We start from the raw sequence: 18,740 nt of genomic DNA, 5'->3' as shown, positions 1-18,740 counted from the left end.
CCCACGGAGCGACCAGGAAGCCGAGGCGTGTTCACCGACCTGCCCGAGGCGGAACTCCGCCAACACCGCAGCGACCTGTGCGAACCGTCCGACTTCGACGCTTTCTGGGCCGACACGCTGGCCGAGGCGCGCTCCTGCGGCGACCCGGTCGCGGCGACCCCGGTCTGCACCCCGCTGTCGGCGGTGGACGTCTTCGACGTGACGTTCCCCGGGTTCGCCGGGCAGCCGGTCCGGGCGTGGCTGCGGGTGCCGCGCGGCGCGTCCGGACCGCTGCCGACCGTCGTGCAGTACGTCGGCTACGGCGGCGGGCGCGGCCACCCGCTGGAGAACCTGCTCTGGTCCGCCGCCGGCTTCGCCCACCTTCAGATGGACACTCGCGGCCAGGGCTCCGGGTGGAGCCGCGGCGACACGCCCGACGTGGCGGCGGCCGGGCCGCAGGCGCCCGGGATGACCACCCGGGGCGTCGAGGACCCTCGCCGCTACTACTACCGGCGCTTCCTCACCGACGCGGTCCGGGCCGTCGACGCGGTCGGTGACCTGCCGGCCGTCGACCCGGGCCGGGTCGCCGTGCTCGGCCACAGCCAGGGCGGGGCCGCGGCGCTGGCCGCCGCCGCGTTGGCGCCCCGGGTCCGGGCAGCGGTGGTGCACGTGCCGTTCCTCTGCGACGTGCCGCGCGCGGTCACGCTCACCGACTCGGCGCCGTACCGGGAGATCCGGGACTACCTGGCCGTGCACCGGGACCGGGAGGAGCAGGTGCTGCGCACGCTCTCCTACGTCGACGGGGTCGCCTTCGCCCGGCGCGCCGCCGTGCCCGCCCGCTTCTCCGTCGCGTTGATGGACGAGATCGTTCCACCGTCGACCGTCTACGCCGCCTACCACGACTACCGGGGTGAGAAGGAGTTGACGGTGTGGCGCTTCAACGGCCACGAGGCGGGCGGCATCGACGACGACGCCGCCGCGGTCGACTTCCTCCGCGCGGCGCTCGGGTAAGGAGGGGCCCCTTGTTAACAGACGTCTGTTCACAAGGGGCCCCTCCTTACCCCGTGGTAGACACGGCAGCGTGCGCAGACGTACGGCAGCGGTCCTGGTCGTGGCGGTCGCGGCCCTCACCGCCGCCTGCCAGCGACCCGCGCCGCGCCCGGCGCCGTCGCCGACCCCGACCGGGCCGCGCGCCCCGGCCGACATCGTCGACCTGGCCACCGTCGACCCGGGCGTGCGCACCGACATCCGGTACGCCACGGCGCACAACTTCGTCGGCCGGCCGATCGACGGCTACCCCGAGCCGCTCTGCCTGCTCACCCGGCGGGCGGCCGAGGCGCTGCACCGGGTGCAGGCCGCCGCGCTGGCCCGGGGACGAAGCCTGAAGGTGTACGACTGCTACCGCCCGCAACGCGCGGTGAACGAGTTCGTCGCCTGGGCGAAGCGCCCGGCGGAGCAGCAGATGAAGGCGGAGTTCTATCCGGACCTGCCGAAGGACCGGCTCTTCGCCGACGGTTACATCGGCGCGCCCACCGCGCACAGCCGGGCCAGCACGGTCGACCTGACCCTGGTGCCGGTGCCCACCCCGGCGCAGCCCGGCTACCCGCCCGGTGCATCCCTGCTGCCCTGCACCGCCCCCGCCGGCCACCGCTTCGCCGACAACTCGGTCGACATGGGCACCGGGTTCGACTGCTTCGACCCGCGCGCGCACACCGCCGACGCACGGCTCACCGGCGCCGCCCGGGCGAACCGGGAGCTGCTGAAACGGCTGATGACCGGGCAGGGTTTCGAGAACTACCCGCGTGAGTGGTGGCACTACCGGTACGTGGACGAGCCGTACCCGGCCACCTGGTTCGACTTCCCGGTGGCCCGCTCCTCGCTGCGGTAACGCGTTTGCGCCATGATCCACAAGGGTTACGCTCCCGGTGATCGAACACCTGCCGGAAGGATCCTCCGTGGAGAACGAACGGATCGGCCCGCCGCTGCTGGCCGGCGAGCGGGAGACGCTGCGCGCGTTCCTCGACTTCCACCGGGCCACCCTGGCCCTCAAGTGCGAAGGGCTGACCGACGAGCAGCTGCGCCGGCGGTCCTCGCCGCCGTCGACGCTGTCCCTGCTCGGCCTGGTCCGGCACATGGCCGAGGTGGAACGCACCTGGTTCCGCCGCGTCATCGCCGCCGAGGACGTGCCGCTGGTCTGGTCGGACAGCGGCGACTTCCAGGTGGCGTACGACGCGCGCGAGGCCGACCGCGCGGAGGCGTTCGAGGCGTGGCGGCGGGAGGTCGAGCACGCCCGCCGGATCGAGCGGGAGGCCGAGTCGCTCGACGTGACCGGCCACCAGGCCCGCTGGGGCGAGGACGTCTCGCTGCGCCTGGTGATGCTGCACATGCTGCACGAGTACGCCCGGCACAACGGCCACGCCGACCTGCTCCGCGAGGCGATCGACGGCACCGTCGGCGTGTAGGGCGGGGCCCCTGTCAACGCCTCCGGCAGAGGAGAGGCCCCCTTCTGACACGTCGATCATGGGGTGCGGGACCGAGGTCCCGCGCGCCGGGCCCTCCGGCCCTGCCACCCGTCCGCCCGCGGGAGAAGCGTGGGGGGTGACAACGGCGTGAGGAGGAGCCATGAAGGCACTCGTGTACGGCGGGCCGGGCGAGAAGTCCTGGTCCGAGATCCCGGATCCCACCATCGCCGGCCCTCGCGACGCGATCGTGCGGGTCGACGCGGTCACCATCTGCGGCACCGACCTGCACATCCTCGGCGGCGACGTGCCCGAGGTCCAGCCGGGCCGGGTGCTCGGCCACGAGGCGGTCGGCACGGTCGTGGCGGTCGGCGACGGCGTCGCCAACCTCACCCCCGGCGACCGGGTCCTCGCCTCCTGCATCTCCGCGTGCGGCGTCTGCCGTTACTGCCGCGACGGCGTCTACGGGCAGTGCCTCGGCGGCGGCGGGTGGATCCTCGGGCACACCGTCGACGGCGTGCAGGCCGAGTACGCCCGCATCCCGTTCGCCGACCTGTCCACCTACCGGCTGCCGGAGAGCGTCTCCGACGAGGCGGCCGTGCTGCTGGCCGACATCCTGCCCACCTCGTACGAGGTCGGCGTGCTCAACGGCGGGGTACGGCCCGGCGACACCGTCGTGGTGGTCGGCGCCGGCCCGATCGGCCTGGCCGCGATCCAGACCGCCCGGCTCTTCTCGCCCACCCACGTGATCGCCGTCGACAAGGCGCGCAGCCGGCTCGACGCGGCCAAGCGGTTCGGCGCCGACCTGACCGTGCTCGCCGACGACGACCCGCTCGACGCGGTCCGCTCGGTCACCGGCGGGCTCGGCGCGGACGTGGCGATCGAGGCGGTCGGCGTGCCGACCAGCTTCGAGCTGTGCACCGAGCTGGTCCGCCCCGGCGGCCGGGTCGCGAACATCGGCGTGCACGGCGCGCCGGCCACGCTGCACCTGGAGCGGCTCTGGATCCGCGACGTCACCATCACCACCGGCCTGGTCGACACCCGCACCACGCCCAAGCTGCTGGACATGCTGGTCGCCGGTCAGCTCGACACCGCGCACATGGTGACCCACCGGTACCCGCTGGAGGAGATCGTCGAGGCGTACGACGTGTTCGCCCGGGCGGCCGAGACCGGCGCGCTCAAGGTCGTGCTCACCCGCTGAGGTGTTAAGCGGGGCCCCCTCCTATACCCGGGGGCCCCGCCTTACACCCGCAGCGGCAGCCAGGCCAGCACGTCGGCGATGCGCGCGTCCCAGTACGCCCAGTCGTGGTCGCCGGGGCCGAAGTCGACGGTCAGCGGCCGGCCGTACCGCCGCGCGGTGTCGACGAACCGCACGCTGTCCTCGTACAGGAAGTCCTCGGTGCCGCAGGCGACGTAGAGCGACGGCAGGTCGTCGCCGGCCCGCTCCAGCAGCGCCACGGTGTCGTCCTCGTCCGGCGGCGGACGGTCGCCCCAGACCGTGTGCCAGACCGCCGGGTCGACCGGGCTGGACGGGTGGTGGCGTCGCCGCACCACGTCGAGCGCCCCGGAGAGGCTGGCCGCCGCGGCGAACCGGTCGGGGTGGCGCAGCGCCCACTTCACCGCGCCGTAGCCGCCCATCGACAGGCCGGCGACGAAGGTGTCCTCCCGCCGGGTGGAGAGGCGGAAGAACGACGGTCGGGCAGCAGCACGGTCATCGAGGTGCCCATGCCGAGCGCCTCGGAGAAGAAGTCACAGCGGATCCGAGCCATGAACCGGCAGCGTACCCCGGCCCGATCGGGGGTGGATGGACCGTTCCTATTGCCGCGGGCCACCCGGGCGGGACAGGATGGGCGTGCGTGCCGGAAACCTGTTCGTAACCTGCACGCTGCTGGTCTCTGTCACGAGGAAGTGGGAGTCAGGCATGAGCGACGTCTCGGCGGCACTGGGTGTGCGCCTCTACCCGGATCTGGTCGAGCCCGGCGGCCTGGCTCCCGCGCTCGCGCAGACCGCGACCGCCCAGCAGCTCGACGTCGGTCAGGTGACCGCTCCCGAGCAGGGCCGCAGCCGGTTCACCTGCGCCGAGCTGACCTCCGAGCGCGGCGTGGTCTGCGTCAGCCTCGGCTCGCAGGCCCGCTACTTCATGATCGACCTGCGGGTCGACGGCGAGGTCGAGGCCCGCGGCGACGCCACCGACCTGCTCCAGGTCGCGCAGGTGGCCGACGCCTGGCGGGCCGGCACCACGCTCGCCGAACTCACCGCGCGTTTCCCGTTCATGGAGCAGATGAAGCGCCACCCGGTGACGCAGGCGGGCTAGGCAGGTCCGGGGTAAAGGAGCGGCGCTGCGCCGATGACCGCTTCCGCGTCGCCTCCGCTGCTCCGGCCCCGCGCGCTGGCACCGGGGGATCTCGTCGTCACGTCCAGGCGATCGCCGCCGACCCCAAGCCGATCCTCGGCTACAGCGACATCTCGCTGCTGCACCTGGTGCTCCACGGGCGCGTCACCGACGCTGCCCGAGATCGTCCTCGACGTTCTCGGCGATCGGGACATCCCGGTGCTGGGCAACGTCGAGTTCGGGCACGCCGGCCCGAACCTGCCGATGCCGGTCGGCATCCGCGTCGCCCTGGACGCGGGGCAACGCACGCTCGCGCTGCTCGAACCGGCGGTCCGGGCCGCCTACGGGTGACTGAGGCCGACCGCCGCCGTCAGGCGCGCCACGCCGGCGGACGCCGGGCCGTCCCGAGCCAGCTCGGCGATCACGGTACGCGTCAGCGGCCGCATCCGGACCTCCTCCGGCGCGATCCGGTCGGCGTCGGTCAGGGCGCGGCCGGCCCGCAGCAGGTCACCAACCTGAAGGTACGCCCGCGCGGCGTCGACCAGGTACGCGGCGCGGTGCTCGGGGCTCAGCCGTAGCCAGCCGTCGGCCCGGACGGCCACCTCGTGCCGGGTGACCGCCTCGGCGCCGTCGCCGAGTTCGACGGCCGCCGCCACGCGCGCCGCCCGTACGTGCGCCGGGCCGAACCCGCCGCCGTGCCCGGGTGCGCCGCGTACGACCTGATCGGCGAGTTCGGCGGCCAGGTCGAGCCACTCCGCCGCGCGGCGCGCATCCCCGCCGGCCGCTGCGGCGAGAGCCGCCTCCACCCAGAGCGTCCCGCCGAGCGCCAGGTCGACCGGCGTACGCTCCCGTCCCTGCCCCGGGGTGATCCGCTCCGCGACGGCGGTCGTCGCCGTCATCGCGAGCCGCGCCCGGCCGGCGACCCGCAGCGCCTGGCCCAGCGGTACCACCGCGACCGCGGTCCACCTCGGATCACCGGCCGCCGCCGCCACGGCTCGGTCGGCGGCCAGCCATGCCACGTCCGGCTCACCGAGCTTCACCAGCACCGACGACGTGATCCGGTAGACCCGCACCAGCAGACCCGTCGCGTGCTGGCTCCTGCCGGCGGCGTGTGCGGACCGGGTGGTGTCGAGCAGGCCAGGGATCAGGCGTACCAGCTGCGAGTAGCGCGCGTGCCGGTACGCCGAGCGCGCGTGGTCGACCCGCCGGCCGAGATCGTCCGTCGACGACTCGATGGACACGTCGTACCGGGCGAGCGCCGCCCGTATGCCGTCCACACCGTCGCCGCCGCTCACCGGCGGCTGCACCTCCCGACCCAGCAGCGCTGCCAGGTCCACGCGCAGCACCCGGGCCAGTTCCTCGATGACGGAGAACCGATCCAGGGCCCGTACGCCGCGCTCCACCTTGTCGACCCAGCTCTTCGACTTGCCCAACCGGTCGGCGAGCATCTGCTGGGTCATCCGCCGCCGGATCCGCCACTGCGCGACACGGCGGCCGACCGGCACCTCATCCCTGGTCACGACGCCGCCGCTCGGGCACCGCCCGGGTGGTCTCCTCAACCGGTATCCGGTCCGCCTCGGCCTGCGCGAGGAGGCGCTGTCGTGCCGCCTCCCGCTCGGCCGCCTGGATCTGCTCGCCCCGGCTCTCGGCAGGCTTCCGTCGTGCACCGCTCATCTGAGTCCTCCTCGGCCGGGGCGCGGTGACGGCCTGGGAAGACCCACCACCACCGCGCTGAGTGAAGGACGGCCTGCCGCAGTCGTGGTGCTGGTCCGACAGCCAAGCCGTGGCTCTCACGGTGCGTGACGGCGAGGTGACAGTCGAGCAGTGGCGCGTCCGCTATCTACGTGCGGACAACGCGGCGGAGGCGGCCTCGGCCTGGGTGATGAGCGTGAGGGTGCGGGTGGCGCGCCCCAGATCGTGCACGCGCTCGTAGACGGCCGACGCCTCGTCGACCTCTCCGGTGTCTGCCAACGCCGCCGCAAGACGCAGCAGGTAGGGCCCCGTCCAGGCGGCGCCGGACGAATCTGCGGCCAAACCGGCCAGCCCCAGCCGCAGGTACTCGATCGCCTGGGCGTCGCGGCCGAGTAGCCGACAGGCGAGTCCACGCTGCATGGTGAGGTAGGCGGAAGAGTGGAAGTAGATCCACGGCGGTTCCCGGTGGGGTGCCCGACCAGCCGCATCGTTGAGTTCGACAGCCCGGTCGAGCAGGCTGACGACGGCGCGCGCCTCGCCGATCAGGGCGTGTCCCCGCGCCTGCTGCTGGGTTGCGATCGCGCGTACGCCAGGGCTGGCCGCCTGCCGGGCCGCTGCTGCCGAGAGGTCGATCAGTGCCTGCGGCCGCCGTTCCGACCAGGCGAGGTGTCCCCGCATGCTGAGGATGGTGGCGATCATGTCCACGTTGCCGGCCTCGTTTCCCCAGGCCAGCGCGGTGTCGTACCAGCGGGCGGCGAGACGACGCTGCTCGCTCGCCGCGTACAGCCACCCGCCGAACTGTGCCCACTGCGCGGCGACGTCGGCCACTCGCGCCCGCAGCCGGTCGGGCGTCTCGGCGACGAGCGTGGTCACCATGCCCAGTTGCGCTCGAACGGTGGGCAGCAGCGACGCCGCGCCGAGACTGTCCTCGAGTCGTCGGTGCGCGGCGAGCGATTTGGCCAACGCGTGCAGGGTCGCGGAGTCGACGAGACGGGGATGCTGGGCGACATGGGCCAACCGCTGCGGATCGATCACCGTCGGAGACGGGAGCACCAGGGAGAGCAGGAGGCCGCTCGCCGTGAGCGCTTCGTCCAGCCGCCCGGCCAGGTCGGCGGTCGGCTGACGCCTCCCCGTCTCCAGGTCGTGCAGGTGACCCCGGCTGGAGAGCACGAGCGGGGCGAGTTGCCGCAGTGAGAGGCCCGCCGAGGCGCGGAGCCGGCGCAGCTCGGAGCCGAACCGGCCATCGGACATGGGCGGCATGGCGTGCTCCTCGACTCGTCGAAGCGGTAGCAGCCCGGCCGGGTGACCGTCGGCCGACACTTCGGACGGTACACCGGGGATCACAGTTGGTCAGACCGGCGCTCTCGCTGTCGAGTCTGGCCGGTGCGGTCGACCGTCGGCCTATGCGGTGGTCACGCGCTCGGCGTCGCTGCGCACCACACAGAACTCGTTGCCCTCCAGGTCGGCCATCACGACCCAGCCGCTGCCGTCCGGATGCCGCTGGTCGGTGACGACGGTGGCGCCGAGTGCGCCGACCCGCTCGACCTCCCGATCGCGTGGCCCGTCGGGCTGCAGGCAGACGTGCACCCGGTTCTTGACGGTCTTCGGCTCAGGTACGCGCTGGAAGTACAGCCTGCTGCCTCCCGTGGGCTCGATGACCACATCCTCGTCGTCGGGCTCGAAGTCGGGGTCGACCGGGCATTCGAAGACCTTGGCCCAGAAGTGCGCCAGTTCGTACGGGTCGGCGCAGTCGAACGCGATGTTCCGGATGACGGTCCCCATTCGGCCAGCTTGATGCCTGCCCGGCGCGAAGGTCAACTCCGCCGGTGGTTCTGCGCGGCGGGGGACGGAGGGACAGCCGCGAATATCCTGTTGCCGCCCTGATCGCGGCCCCCGTACCGTGAGCGGGCAACGTCAGCCCGATCCACCGAGGAGCACGCCGTGTCGCAGCAGAATCGCATCCGAGCCGAGCGGCTCTCGCCGCGCGCCGGTGCCCTGCTGTCCGAAGCGGGCCCGGGCCGCCGGGAGTGGCGGTCGCAATCAGGGTGGTGGCGCGTCTAGCGCCGGCGCGACGATCTCGCGCGAACCGCCCGCCCCCAGACCGGAGCCGGGCGGTTTTTCGTCTGCCCGGCACGGGCCGGTTGAGCAGACGGGTACTTTGCGCGAGCGGCTACCGGCCTACACCACGAGCAAGGAGACGACGATGGGTTTCACCCCGCTGGCCGGTACCCGGGCGCCGGTCCGGGTCTGGACCGACCCGTACGCGATCGAGGCGCAGGCGGCCCGGCAGCTGCGCAACATCGGCGCGCTGCCCTGGGTGCAGGGCGTCGCGGTGATGCCGGACGTGCACTTCGGCAAGGGCGCGACCGTCGGGTCGGTGATCGCCATGCGGCAGGCCGTGTCGCCGGCGGCGGTCGGCGTCGACATCGGTTGCGGCATGTCCGCGGTGCGTACCTCGCTCACGGCCGCCGACCTGCCCGACGACCTCGGGCCGCTGCGGTCCGCGATCGAGGCGACCATCCCGGTCGGCTTCGCGATGCGCGACGACGCGGTCGACCCGCGCCGGGTACGCGGGCTGGAGCAGGCCGGCTGGGACGAGTTCTGGCGGCGGTTCGGCACGCTCGACCGGAAGGTGGCGCAGCTGGAGACGCGGGCGCGGCGTCAGCTCGGCACGCTCGGCGGCGGCAACCACTTCATCGAGGTCTGCCTGGAGCAGGGTGGGCCGGACGACGGGCGGGTCTGGCTGATGCTGCACTCCGGTTCCCGCAACATCGGCAAGGAGCTGGCGGAGCGGCACATGGCGGTGGCGCGCGGGCTGCCGCACAACACCGACCTGCCCGACCGTGATCTCGCGGTGTTCCTCGCCGGCACGCCGGAGATGGACGCCTACCGGCGGGACCTGTGGTGGGCGCAGGAGTACGCGCGGCGCAACCGGGCGGTCATGCTGGCCCTGCTCGGCCAGGTGGTCCGCGACGCGTTCCCGCAGGTCGGCTACGACGAGCCGATCTCCTGCCACCACAACTACGTGGCCGAGGAGAGCTACGACGGGGTGGACGTGCTGGTCACCCGGAAGGGGGCGATCCGGGCCGGCGCGGGCGACCTCGGCATCATCCCGGGATCGATGGGCACCGGCTCGTACATCGTGCGCGGGCGGGGCAACGTCGACGCGTACTGCTCGGCGTCGCACGGCGCGGGGCGGCGGATGTCGCGGGGGCAGGCGAAGCGGACGTACAGCACCGCCGACCTGGCCGCGCAGACGGCCGGCGTGGAGTGCCGCAAGGACGCCGGGGTGGTGGACGAGATCCCCGGCGCCTACAAGGACATCACCGAGGTGATGGCCCAGCAGGAGGACCTGGTCGAGGTGGTCGCCCACCTCAAGCAGGTCGTCTGCGTGAAGGGCTGAGGCGGGGCCGGCGTCGAGGGGGCGCCGGCCCTACCGGGCGCGGCGGACGGCGACCGCGCCGATGTGTTTCAGCGGTCCTCCCCGTCGTCGACCCACTCGAGCAGGTCACCCGGTTGGCAGTCGAGGACCCGGCACATGGCCTCCAAAGTGCTGAAGCGGACGGCCTTGGCGCGGCCGTTCTTCAGCACCGCGACGTTGGCCGGGGTGAGCCCGACGCGCTCGGCGAACTCGCCGACGCTCATCTTGCGCCGGGCCAGCTCGACGTCGATGCGCACGACGATGGGCATCAGATCACCGCTTCCATGTCGGTGCGCAGCGTGGTGGCCTGCCGCAGCAGCGTACGCATCACGACCATCAGCAGCCCGAGCACGCTGACGCCGGTGGTGAGCAGGAAGAGCAGCAGCGGCAGGCCGGGGTCGTCGGCGTTGAACCCGACCCAGAGGAAGACGGCCACCAGGCTCACCCAGCCGGCGGCGACCGCCCAGACGATGCCGTCGACCCAGGCCAGCGACGCCTCGGTGAAGATGCGGTCGGTGCGGACCAGGGTGAGCAGCTGCCAGGTGCACACGATCACCACCTGCACGCAGAGCACCCAGAACACCGTGACCGCGGTGGCCGGCCATCTCAGGTACGCGTCGTCCGGGTTCTCCCGCGCCAGGTGCGCGAACTGGCCGGGCAGCGACATGGTCTGGAACAGGACCAGGACGCCGAACAACAGGACGAGGAAGGTGCGGAGTGCCGTCACCGCGCGCTCGGTAGTCAACATGCATCGACTATCGCTCGCTAGTTATCGAAAGTCAATCGATTCGCGCTCACTGGGTCGAGGTCAGCTCGACCGGGACGCGCACCACGTCGACCCGGGAGCCGTCGCGGGCGGACACCTGGAACACCTCGACGACGCCGGCTCCGGCCGCCGCGCGGCGGTAGCGGACGACCAGGCGGTAGGCGCCCCGGCAGCCGGAGCCGCAGGAGGCCGTGGTGAAGGCGGTACCGACCTCACGGCCCGCCGCGTCCAGCACCCGCACGCTCACCGTCGCCTCGTAGACGTCGGCGGTCCCGGTGACGGTGACCGGGCTGGCGACGCGGTCGCCGGTCACCGGGGCGGTCACCACGATCGGGGGCAGCAGGTCGGCGTAGTCGTCCCGCCCGGTCGCCGCGCCGGCCTCGGCGAAGGCGACCCGCCGGACGGTGGGGAACTGGGTGAGCGTCCAGACCACCTGGGCGCGGCGCACCCGGGCGGCGGCGGCCCCGCCGGCGTCGAACCCGGCCGGTGGCGCCAGGGTCGCGACGCCGCCGTCGATGCGGGTCACCCGCGTGCCGGCCGGCACCAGTGTGGTCAGGCCGTCGACGCGCTCCGCCGGGGACGGGCCGGTGGCCAGTTCGGTGAGCGCCAGGTGGGACGTGGCCACGGTGGCGGGAAGCGTACGCCGGGTGGGCGCGAGCTTTCCGGCCCGGACGAACCAGAGCTGGACGCTCAGCGTGCCGGCCGGCCCGCCCCCGGACGTGGCGGTGGTCGGCGCCGGCGAGCCGGTCGGCGTATCGGTGCCGGGGGCGCGCGTCGCGGGCGTGGCCGGCGTGCCGGTCGGCGCGGCGGTGGCGGACGCGGCGGTGGTGGGCGGCGGGGCGACCGGCGCCGGCCCGAGCGAGCCGGTCCGCGGCGGGGCGCAACCGGCGACGAGCAGCAGCAGCGCGGCGAGAGGCGCCGTCGGGCGTCGCATCAGGAGCCCACGGCGCCGAGCGGAAGGGTGAGACGGAACCGGGTGCCGCGACCCACCTCGCTGGTGACGTCGAGCCGGCCACCGAGCAGCCGGGCGTTCTCCCGGGCGATGGCCAGCCCCAGCCCGCTACCGGGTCCGGTGCGGGCCGGGTCGACCTTGTAGAACCGGTCGAAGATGTGGGCCAGGTGCTCGGCCGGGATGCCCGGGCCCCGGTCGGCGACCTCGACCACCAGCTCGGCGCCGATGCGCCGGACCTCGGCGCTCAGGCTGCCCCCGCCGTGTTCGATCCCGTTGGCCACCAGGTTCGTCAGGACCCGCTCCAGCCGCCGAGGATCGGTCACCACCGGCGGCGGGTCGCCGGCCACGTCGACCCGGGCGCCCGGGGCGCCGGCGGTGATCCGGCGCAGCAGCGCCCCGACGTCCACCGGGCGGGTGGCGAGCGCCTCCCGCCCCGCGTCCAGGCGGGAGATCTCCAGCAGGTCCTCGACCAGCCGGCGCAGCCGGACCACGTCGGCCACGAGCAGTTCGGCCGCCCGCACCGTGCCGGCGGGGAGGGCGTCGATCTCGTCGGCGAGCAGCGAGGCCGCCGCCACCAGGGCGGTGACCGGGGTACGCAGCTCGTGCGCCACGTCGGCGGTGAACCGCCGCTCCCGGGCCTGCGCCTGGGACAGCGCCTCGATCTTGGCTTCCAGCGCCTCGGCCATCTCGTTGAAGGAGACCGCCCAGGCGCTGAACTCGTCGCGGCCGTGCACCGGCAGCCGGGTACGCAGCAGCCCTTCGGCCACCGCCCGGGCGGCCCGGCTGGCCCGGCCGACGGGTTCCAGGGTGCGGCGCGCGAGGGCGTTGCCGACGCCGGCGGCGACCAGCACCACCGCCGCCCATCCCACCACCGACGCGGTACGGAGCTGGTCGAGGGCGTCGACGACGTCGTCCTCGACGGTCACCACGTACAGCTCGGCGGTGGAGCCGGGGATCCGGCCCCCGACGACCAGCAGGTGGGGCCGGCCGGGGGTGCGCTGGAAGCCGAGCTGCCCGGCGGCGACGGTCGCGCGCAGGCCCGCCCCCGGCGTGAGCGCGTACCGGGGATTGGACGCCCGGGTCTCACCGGCGACGAGCAGCACGTGCCGGCCCGCCTCCTCGAAGCTGGCCAGCAGGTCGGCGCGGCGGGTCTCGGTCAGCGGCAGGAACTGGGCGGCGACCACCAGCTGGTAGCGGGCGTCGGCGGCGGCGCGTTGCAGCGAGCCGTCGAACCGGGTCTGCCGCAGCATCAGGTAGGAGCCGGCGGCCAGCGTCCCGGCGGACAGGCCGGCGACCAGCACGAATGCGACGACCAGCCGGCGGCGCAGCCGCCCGGGTGCGACCCTGCCGGCCGACACGGCGCTCACCCCGTCGACAGCTTGTAGCCGACGCCGCGGACCGTGCGGATCAGGGCCGGCGCGCCCGGATCGTTTTCCACCTTGGCGCGCAGGCGCTGCACCGCCACGTCGACCAGCCGGGAGTCGCCGAGGTGGTCGTACCCCCAGACGCGGTGCAGCAGCAGCTCGCGGGTGAACACCTGGCCGGGACGCCGGGCCAACTCCAGCAGCAGCCGGAACTCGGTGGCCGTGAGCGCGAGTTCGCGACCGTCCCGACGGGCCTCGAAGCGCGCCGGATCGATCTCCAGCGGCCCGGCGGTCACGGTGGCCTCGGGCGCCGGGGCGGCAGCGCGGCGGAGCACGGCGCGGACCCGGGCGACCAGCTCCGGCAGGTCGAACGGCTTGCGGAGGTAGTCGTCGGCGCCGCACTCCAGACCGACCACCACGTCGATGGTGTCGGTGCGCGCGGTGAGCATGAGGATCGGCACCTGACTGGTGCGCCGGATCTCCCGGCACACCTCGAACCCGTCCAGGCGGGGGAGCATCACGTCGAGCACGATGAGGTCCGTGGCGCCCGCCCGCCAGACGGCGAGGGCGGCCGGACCGTCGGCGGCGGTGGTCACCCGGAACCCGGCCCGGCGCAGGCCGAGAGCCGACACCTCGCGGATGGAGGCGTCGTCCTCGACGACCAGCACGCAGCCCTCCACGATCACTCAGGGTAGTCCGGCGGCGCGCCTGGCGGCGTGGGCGGATCGGCCGGTGATGAGGGGCCGACCGGCCCCTCGTCACCTTCGAGATACGGTCACGCCTGCCACTGGTGGGCGACGTCGATCACGATCCGGCTGTGCGTGCCGGGACCGCTGAGCACGAGCACGCGGAACGGCAGCTGGGCGCGGACCCCCACCGCGAACGTGGTGTAGCCCTCGAAGCTTCCGCCGAAGACGACGTCGCGCGAGGTGCGGGAGCCCAGCACGGTCGCGGCGTGCTCACCGACGCGGTAGGGCACGGTCGCGACGTGCCCGCCGTCGTACGCGGGGGCCCGCAGCGACACCGACAGCAGCGCGCCACCGGCGGTGTACGGGCTCAGCGCGAGGCCCTGCCCCTCCGTGTACGTCTCGCCGTAGGCGACGGCGTAGCCGTTCACCGGCCCGGCGAACTCGAAGACGACCCGGTCCCAGCAGTCCTGCTGCTCGGTGCGGACCGCGACGAGCGGATTGCTGCTGAGGGTCCCGGCCGTCTTGGCCGTGCTTCCCCAGGTGATCCCGCAGTACGGCGCCGCCGCGCTCGCGCCGCCCACGCCGGCGACCAGGCCGCCGAGCACGACGACAAGCGCCAGCAGTGTTCTCCTCAGTCTCATGGTGACCTCCCGTGTGCCGGGACCCCCCTCCGGTGTCCCTGCTCCGACGGTCGACCCGCCCGGCAACAGCGCCTTCGCAGCGACGTAACCGCCGGGTAACAGCCGGCCGGCTCAGCCGTACACCGGATGCTCGGCCTGGAAGGCCAGCCGGTGGTCCGCGCCGGCGGCCAGCTCGGCGAGCACGTCGTCGAGGTCCAGGAAGGTCTGCCACGGCTCCTGCCCGGTGATGCCGGCGAGCCGGTCCACCACGAGCTGCTCCAGGTCGGTGACACGCCGGCCCTTCCACACCTTGTCGGCGAGGCTGACCAGCAGATCCTCCAGTTGCACGTCGGGGGAGTGCCAGTCCGCGTGGGTGGCGGCGAAGCGGGCCCGCTCCTCGGGCACCCCGAAGCGCAGCAGCAGCTGGAAGCCGGCCTCCTCGTGCGCCGAGCCGGGGCCGGTCAGCTCGGCCGGGTGCTCGACCTTGCCGAGGTCGTGCACGGCCGCGCCGAACAGCACCGCCTGCCGGTCGAAGGGCACCGCGGCGAAGCGGTCGGTGAACGCGGCGGTGAGGTGCCAGGCCACGTCGTGCACCAGACGCAGGTGCGCGCCGAGTCGGGGCGGCGCGGCGAGGGCGTCCAGCAGCTCGACCGCCACGCCGGGCAGCGGGAGCAGCGGCGGGTCGCCCGGTTCGGTCAGGGCACGGCGCAACGCGTCGGAGGTCACCGGGGCGAGGGTACCGGCTGGCCCGGCCGGTCACCCGGCGTCCTGACCGAGTGGCTGACGGTGAACGGTCCGCTCACCCGATCCCGCGGTGAGCGTCCGATCAGGAGGGTGGGGCCGACGTCCATCACGGGGAGACCACATGACCGCACTGAATCGCCGTACCCTCCTGCGCGCCGCCGCGCTCACCGGCGCCGCCGCCGCGACCGGCCTGGCCGGTGGCCTCGTCGCCGCCGCGCCGGCCTCGGCCGACGAGGTCGTCAACGGGCCGTGGCTGGTGAGTGTGGGCTGGGGTGTGCTCCAGATCGACCCGGGCCACACCACGCCACGGTCGTTGCTGCCGGACGGCGACCACGCCAAGACCTCGCCGGACGGCCGGTACGTGGCCTGGGTGAACAACGCCTGGTCGGGTGACGGCCCGCTGCTGCCCTACGTGGCGGTGCACGACCGCGTCACCGGTGAGAAGCGCACGCTGCTCGCCGACCCGCCCGGCGTGCTCTACGGCGCGCCGACCTGGTCGCCGGACGGTCGGGAGATCGCCCTGGTGACGGGGAAGCAGCGGGACACGCTGATCGCGGTCGACGTGGCGACGGGCGGCACCCGGGTGCTGGCCCAGGGCCATGTCATGGGTTCGCCGGACTGGTCCCGGGACGGCTCGATGATCGTCATGCACTGGGTCAGTCGCTCCGAGGGTCTGCAACTGCGCGTCCTGGAACTGGCGACCGGCACGGTGCGGCGGCTCTACGCCCCGCTGGCGGGGGAGCGTTTCAGCGGGCCGGTGTTCACACCCGACTCCTCGCGCGTGGTGTTCTGCACCACCCGCTGGTATCCGGAGCGGGACACCTACAACCAGTCGCTGGCGTCGGTGCGCATCGGCGGCACCGGGTTGAAGAAGCTCACCGAGGAACCGCAGTTCTACCTGTCGCCGGTGTTCTCCCCGGACGGGCGCTACTGCGCCGCGCTGTCCATCCCGCCGGCCAACCAGGAATACCCCGACGGCGGCAACATCACGGTCTTCACCAGGGGCTTCGACGCGCAGTGGTGGATCGCCGGCGATGAGTACGACGACAGCAGCCGGCTGGACTGGGCCCGGGCCATCTGACCCGCCCGCACCGACGCGGCGGCCGGCGACGGCCGCCGCGTCGGCGTATCCGGAGTGGATGTCCACGCGGTGGGGCGGAAGCGGTGCGAGGCTTGGGGTGGACGCCGCCGACGGGGCCGGCGACCGCTGGGGGAGGTGCGATGGCCGAGCCGCCGACCGGCGCCTCCGCGCACCGCGCCCAGGTGCACGGACGGCACGCCAACCACCACAGCTACCACGACGGCGCGCAGGTCGACGGGTACGTCGACGACCCGTACCACCGGGTGCGCCGGACCGTCGCGGCCCGGCTGGTGGCCGAGGGGGTGACCGGCGGCGGACCGGTGCTGGAAGTGGGGTGCGGGTCGCGCGGCATGCTCGACCCGGCCGCGCTGCCCGGGCCGCTCGTGCTCGCCGACATGGCCGAACCCGCGCTGGGCACCGCCCGGCGGGCGGCGGGCGGGCGGGCGCTGCCGGTCTGCCTGGACGCCACCCGTGGGTTGCCGTTCCGGGCGGGCAGCTTCGCCGGCCTGCTCGCCGGCGAGCTGATCGAGCACGTCTACGACCCGCTGGCGCTGCTGCGTGAGTGCCACCGGGTGCTGGCCCCGGACGGCCTGCTGGTGCTCACCACGCCCAACCTGGCGCCGGTGCAGGACCGGCTGGCGTTCCTCGCCGGGCGGGCGCCGCGCCAGGTCGACCCGCTGCATCCCTACCTGTGGCTGCACATCCGACCGTTCACCGCGTCGTTGCTACGGCGCACGCTGCGCCGGGCCGGGTTCACCCCGCTGGCGATCCGCTCCAACGAGGTCGGTTGGCGGCTGCCGGGTGGACGGTGGGTCACCTCGCGGTGGCTGGCCCGGGCGGCGCCGGGGCTCGGCGGCTCGCTGATCTGTGCCGCCCGTCGGCGCGGCGCGCCGCCACCGTCCCGGAACAGGGCGTGATCGCGACATTGACATAGGGCTATCATGGAGGCTCCGTCGTCGACCGGGGGATGTCATGGCGCGCCTGATCGGCTGGGTCGTCAGCAATCTCGACGCGTTCATCGGTCTGGTGCTGGCCGTCACGGTGGCCGTCCTCGGCCTGACCAACGCGGTCAGCCAGGATGTGGTCAACAGCGCCATCCTGCTGGTCCTCGGCCTGCTCGCACAGGCGGTGCTGCGCGACCGGCTGCGCCGCCGCACCGCCGAGCAGGAGGTCCGTCAGGTCATCGTGGACACCCGCGAGCGACTCACCGAGCTGGCGCCGCCGGTGCGCGAGCTGACCGGCCCGGAGGGCGCGCTGAGCCGGGCCCGGGAAGCGATCCACAGCTCCTCCATGGTGCGGGTGCTGCACGGCAGCGAGGTCGGCCAGGCGCTCGCCGAGGCGCGTCAGCACACCGACCGGTGGGACTTCAAGGGCGGCACCGGCACCTACCTGCGCGCGGTCACGCTGCCCGAGTGCCTCAAGCTGGCCCGCCGCCGCAACGCCACGCTCACCGTCGCCGTCGAGATCATCGACCCGACCGACGAGAAGGTCTGCGAGCGGTACGCGCGCTTCCGGCGCAGCCTGGAGTCGGACGAGCCGACCGAGCCGACCGAACCGTGGACGGTCGACCGCACCCGCAAGGAGTCGTACGCGACGGTGCTCGCCGCCTGCTGGTACATGCAGCGCTCCGGCCTGCTCACGGTCGACATCCGGCTCTCCGCGCAGATGACCACGTTCCGCTACGACCTCTCCTCCTCCTGCGTCGTCATCACCCAGGAGAACCCGCAGACCCCGGCGCTGCGCATCGACCGCGGCGAGGTCTACTACAACCGGTTCAACATCGAACTGGACTACAGCCGCCGGCAGAGCCGCCGGGTGCCGATCGAGTCGGCCGGCCAGGTCACGCTCGACGACGAGCCGTCGGTCGAGCAGGTACGCCGGCTGTTCACCGCGCTCGGCCTGACGCTGCCCCGGTCCTTCGGCGACCGCGAGGTCGCCGACATCGTGCGCAAGGCCCTCCAGGCGAGGAACCCCTACACATGACGAGCTACGCCGACCTGGAACGGGAGATCGACCGGGGCACCCGGCCGGAGCTGCTGCGCGACTGGGTGCTGAGCGTGCTCGCCGACATCGCCGACGGGCGGCGGCCGCTGCGGGCGGTCCGGCACCCGCTCGGCTTCACCTGCCTGCCGGTGCAGCGCGACGGCCCGGACGGGATCTGCGTGCACGCCTGGCCGGCCGAGCCGCCGCCGGTGCGCCCGAGCACCTCGGCCATGCACTCGCACAGCTGGGACCTGCTCAGCCACGTGCTGCACGGCACGGTCCGCAACGAGCTGATCGACGTCACCGACACGGCCGCCGACCCGTCCTGGCGGGTCTACGAGGTGCACAGCCTCGGCGAGGTCGACGAGGTGGCCGCCACCGACCGGCTGGTCACCGCGACGACAGTGACCGTGGAGACACACTCCGCCGGCGACTCGTACGCGCTGCGCGCCGGCGGCTTCCACACCTCGGAGGTGACCGACGGCGAGCCGGCGGTGACCGTGGCGCTCGGCCGGACCACTCCCGGCGCGTGCGACCTGAGCCTCGGCGCGGTGGACGGGCGCAGCCACCGGGTACGCCGGGACCGCTGCGACGCGGCGGAGACGGCGCGGATGGCGCGGCGGATCGCGCGCCTGGTGGCACGGGGCTGACTGGCTGG

Annotated in this window: 22 protein-coding genes and 1 pseudogene; 11 read left to right on the top strand and 12 right to left on the bottom strand. The window is 73.8% G+C overall.

Annotated elements, in window-relative coordinates; all coding sequences use genetic code 11:
• Positions 1–27: 27 nt before the first annotated feature.
• The 4 genes from ACGFI2_RS04725 (at position 28) to ACGFI2_RS04710 (ending at position 3,639) form a co-directional block, all read left to right on the top strand.
• Entirely contained in the window at positions 28–990 is a 963-nt protein-coding gene (locus ACGFI2_RS04725) for an acetylxylan esterase (protein WP_393510642.1), read from the top strand.
• Positions 991–1,060: 70 nt separating this feature from the next.
• Positions 1,061–1,867, top strand: a complete 807-nt coding sequence (locus ACGFI2_RS04720) for a M15 family metallopeptidase (protein ID WP_393510639.1) — start codon at positions 1,061–1,063, stop codon at positions 1,865–1,867.
• A 67-nt stretch (positions 1,868–1,934) separates the two neighbouring features.
• A complete protein-coding gene (locus ACGFI2_RS04715) occupies positions 1,935–2,441 on the top strand; it encodes a DinB family protein (RefSeq protein ID WP_393510636.1) in 507 nt (168 codons plus the stop codon).
• A gap of 160 nt (positions 2,442–2,601) precedes the next feature.
• Positions 2,602–3,639 (top strand): zinc-dependent alcohol dehydrogenase family protein, encoded by a 1,038-nt coding sequence (locus ACGFI2_RS04710; RefSeq protein WP_393510633.1) that lies wholly within the window; start codon positions 2,602–2,604, stop codon positions 3,637–3,639.
• 41 nt (positions 3,640–3,680) lie between these two features.
• Here ACGFI2_RS04710 and ACGFI2_RS04705 read toward each other — a convergent pair.
• Positions 3,681–4,127 (bottom strand): annotated as a pseudogene (locus tag ACGFI2_RS04705) (alpha/beta hydrolase); the annotation flags it as partial.
• A gap of 232 nt (positions 4,128–4,359) precedes the next feature.
• Between ACGFI2_RS04705 and ACGFI2_RS04700 the strand changes: the two are divergent.
• On the top strand, positions 4,360–4,752 hold the full coding sequence (locus ACGFI2_RS04700) for a hypothetical protein (RefSeq protein ID WP_393510630.1): 393 nt from the start codon (positions 4,360–4,362) through the stop codon (positions 4,750–4,752).
• 33 nt (positions 4,753–4,785) lie between these two features.
• Positions 4,786–5,121, top strand: a complete 336-nt coding sequence (locus ACGFI2_RS04695) for a hypothetical protein (protein WP_393510627.1) — start codon at positions 4,786–4,788, stop codon at positions 5,119–5,121.
• Here ACGFI2_RS04695 and ACGFI2_RS04690 read toward each other — a convergent pair.
• The 4 genes from ACGFI2_RS04690 to ACGFI2_RS04675 form a co-directional block, all read right to left on the bottom strand.
• Complete coding sequence (locus tag ACGFI2_RS04690) at positions 5,112–6,290, bottom strand: helix-turn-helix domain-containing protein (protein ID WP_393510624.1); 1,179 nt, start codon at positions 6,288–6,290, stop codon at positions 5,112–5,114. The two genes, ACGFI2_RS04695 and ACGFI2_RS04690, sit on opposite strands and share 10 nt — an antisense overlap.
• Positions 6,277–6,444 carry a hypothetical protein gene (locus ACGFI2_RS04685; protein ID WP_393510621.1) on the bottom strand — a complete coding sequence of 56 codons (168 nt, stop codon included), beginning with the start codon at positions 6,442–6,444 and terminating at the stop codon, positions 6,277–6,279. Before ACGFI2_RS04685 ends, ACGFI2_RS04690 begins: the two co-directional genes overlap by 14 nt.
• Positions 6,445–6,606: 162 nt before the next feature.
• Positions 6,607–7,722 (bottom strand): helix-turn-helix transcriptional regulator, encoded by a 1,116-nt coding sequence (locus tag ACGFI2_RS04680; protein ID WP_393510618.1) that lies wholly within the window; start codon positions 7,720–7,722, stop codon positions 6,607–6,609.
• 141 nt (positions 7,723–7,863) lie between these two features.
• Positions 7,864–8,244, bottom strand: coding sequence for a VOC family protein (locus tag ACGFI2_RS04675; RefSeq protein ID WP_393510615.1), 381 nt, complete (start codon positions 8,242–8,244; stop codon positions 7,864–7,866).
• A gap of 421 nt (positions 8,245–8,665) precedes the next feature.
• On the opposite strand from ACGFI2_RS04675, the gene ACGFI2_RS04670 reads away from it, so the two are divergent.
• A complete protein-coding gene (locus ACGFI2_RS04670; protein ID WP_393510612.1) occupies positions 8,666–9,865 on the top strand; it encodes an RtcB family protein in 1,200 nt (399 codons plus the stop codon).
• A 68-nt stretch (positions 9,866–9,933) separates the two neighbouring features.
• Here the strand turns inward: ACGFI2_RS04670 and ACGFI2_RS04665 are convergent, their stop codons facing one another.
• The 7 genes from ACGFI2_RS04665 to ACGFI2_RS04635 form a co-directional block, all read right to left on the bottom strand.
• A complete protein-coding gene (locus ACGFI2_RS04665) occupies positions 9,934–10,152 on the bottom strand; it encodes a helix-turn-helix domain-containing protein (protein WP_393510609.1) in 219 nt (72 codons plus the stop codon).
• Positions 10,152–10,631: a DUF2975 domain-containing protein gene (locus tag ACGFI2_RS04660; RefSeq protein WP_393510606.1), complete on the bottom strand. Its 480-nt coding sequence runs from the start codon at positions 10,629–10,631 to the stop codon at positions 10,152–10,154. The genes ACGFI2_RS04665 and ACGFI2_RS04660 overlap by 1 nt, the downstream gene beginning before the upstream one ends.
• 46 nt (positions 10,632–10,677) lie before the next feature.
• Positions 10,678–11,583 (bottom strand): Gmad2 immunoglobulin-like domain-containing protein, encoded by a 906-nt coding sequence (locus tag ACGFI2_RS04655; RefSeq protein ID WP_393510603.1) that lies wholly within the window; start codon positions 11,581–11,583, stop codon positions 10,678–10,680.
• The gene (locus ACGFI2_RS04650) at positions 11,583–12,968 is read right to left on the bottom strand and encodes a sensor histidine kinase (protein WP_393510600.1); all 1,386 of its coding nucleotides are present in this window, start codon (positions 12,966–12,968) and stop codon (positions 11,583–11,585) included. Before ACGFI2_RS04650 ends, ACGFI2_RS04655 begins: the two co-directional genes overlap by 1 nt.
• Complete coding sequence (locus tag ACGFI2_RS04645) at positions 12,965–13,645, bottom strand: response regulator (protein ID WP_393510597.1); 681 nt, start codon at positions 13,643–13,645, stop codon at positions 12,965–12,967. Before ACGFI2_RS04645 ends, ACGFI2_RS04650 begins: the two co-directional genes overlap by 4 nt.
• A gap of 95 nt (positions 13,646–13,740) precedes the next feature.
• Positions 13,741–14,295 (bottom strand): hypothetical protein, encoded by a 555-nt coding sequence (locus ACGFI2_RS04640; protein ID WP_393510594.1) that lies wholly within the window; start codon positions 14,293–14,295, stop codon positions 13,741–13,743.
• 111 nt (positions 14,296–14,406) lie between these two features.
• A complete protein-coding gene (locus ACGFI2_RS04635; RefSeq protein WP_393510591.1) occupies positions 14,407–15,000 on the bottom strand; it encodes an HD domain-containing protein in 594 nt (197 codons plus the stop codon).
• A 139-nt stretch (positions 15,001–15,139) separates the two neighbouring features.
• Between ACGFI2_RS04635 and ACGFI2_RS04630 the strand changes: the two genes are divergently transcribed.
• From ACGFI2_RS04630 to ACGFI2_RS04615, 4 genes are all read left to right on the top strand, one after another.
• Positions 15,140–16,099 (top strand): TolB family protein, encoded by a 960-nt coding sequence (locus ACGFI2_RS04630; RefSeq protein ID WP_393510589.1) that lies wholly within the window; start codon positions 15,140–15,142, stop codon positions 16,097–16,099.
• Positions 16,100–16,239: 140 nt separating this feature from the next.
• Positions 16,240–17,016, top strand: coding sequence for a methyltransferase domain-containing protein (locus tag ACGFI2_RS04625; RefSeq protein ID WP_393510586.1), 777 nt, complete (start codon positions 16,240–16,242; stop codon positions 17,014–17,016).
• A gap of 55 nt (positions 17,017–17,071) precedes the next feature.
• Positions 17,072–18,082 (top strand): hypothetical protein, encoded by a 1,011-nt coding sequence (locus ACGFI2_RS04620; RefSeq protein ID WP_393510583.1) that lies wholly within the window; start codon positions 17,072–17,074, stop codon positions 18,080–18,082.
• Entirely contained in the window at positions 18,079–18,732 is a 654-nt protein-coding gene (locus tag ACGFI2_RS04615; RefSeq protein WP_393510580.1) for a hypothetical protein, read from the top strand. Before ACGFI2_RS04620 ends, ACGFI2_RS04615 begins: the two co-directional genes overlap by 4 nt.
• Positions 18,733–18,740: the final 8 nt, after the last annotated feature.

The organism is Micromonospora sp. NPDC049282 (genome assembly GCF_043197045.1).
Classification (GTDB): Bacteria; Actinomycetota; Actinomycetes; order Mycobacteriales; family Micromonosporaceae; genus Micromonospora.
This window is presented reverse-complemented; position numbering and strand designations above follow the sequence as displayed.